Source organism: Bradyrhizobium pachyrhizi (assembly GCF_001189245.1).
Taxonomy (GTDB): Bacteria; Pseudomonadota; Alphaproteobacteria; order Rhizobiales; family Xanthobacteraceae; genus Bradyrhizobium; species Bradyrhizobium pachyrhizi.
The window spans coordinates 1-1,041 of record NZ_LFIQ01000007.1; the positions used below are offsets into that span (position 1 = coordinate 1).

Below are 1,041 nucleotides of genomic sequence, written 5' to 3' on the forward strand. Positions count from 1 at the left end.
GGAGGTAGATTCACATTCGAAGTGCAACACTTGAGCAAAGGCCTCGGCAGGCGTGCGGTAGTCAAGGCATTTGCGCGGGGTGTTGTTGTAGGCGGCGATGAACTGGCGGAATCTGGCGGTCGAGAGGGTTACGAGATCGGTCTTGCGGGGAATAAAGCGGCGCATCCTGCCGATAGCGTTCTCGATGCCGCCCTTCTGCCAGGGGGCGTGGGGATCGCAGAAGAAGGTCTCGATCGAGAGGCGGTGCAGCGCCAGGTGACCGGCGAACTCGGTGCCGTTGTCGAAGGTCACGGTCTGGCGCAGCTCCTGTGGCAGGGTCGCGAAGAAGCCCACGAGATGGCGGGCGACACCGCGCGCGACCTTGCTGGCAAGGCGGATGCCGAGCAGCAGACGCGAGGTGCGCTCGTGCACGGTCAGCACGGCCTGACCGTATTTCGAGAACATCATCAGGTCGGCCTCCCAGTGTCCGGGCACGCTGCGGTCGGCCACTTCGATCGGCCGATTTGCCAAGGAAACACGGCCTTCGATGAAGCTTGCGGGGCTGCCGCCCCTCTTGCCGCGGCGGCCGCGCTTGCTCTTGGCGCGCGGCAGATAGCGCCGCCAGTTGAAATCCGTGGTGCGCCTGAGTTGGGCATAGATGAAGCGGTAGATGGTCTCGTGCGAGATCACCTTGCGCCCGGACTCGCGGGCCAGCCGGCCGGCGACCTGCTCGGGCGACCAGCCCCGGCGAAGGCGTTCCAACACCGCGCGGCGCAGGCCGGGCTCCCGTTCGAGGCGTCCGCCCGTCCAGCGCCGCGCTCGCATCTGGTGCTGGGCATAGTTTGGCTTGTAGCCGACCTGGCTCCCCCGATTGCGCCTCAGTTCCCGAGAGACCGTTGATGGCGAGCGATCCAGAGCTGCCGCGATTTGCCGGACCGAGCTGCCATTGGCCGATAGGCAGGCAATCTCGCATCGGTCGTCCAGAGAGAGCTGCTTGTAAGTCCGCCCCATGGCAACACCTCCTCAAGGAAGTGTTGCACTTCGTTTGCGAACTCAGGGGAC

The 1,041-nt window shown here is 65.1% G+C and carries 1 protein-coding gene; it reads right to left on the reverse strand.

The window, feature by feature from the left end; translation table 11 throughout:
* Nucleotides 1–990, reverse strand: a 990-nt coding sequence (locus AKL29_RS00095; protein ID WP_152977362.1) for an IS30 family transposase, incomplete at its 3' end; no start/stop codon positions are given.
* Nucleotides 991–1,041 lie beyond the last annotated feature (51 nt).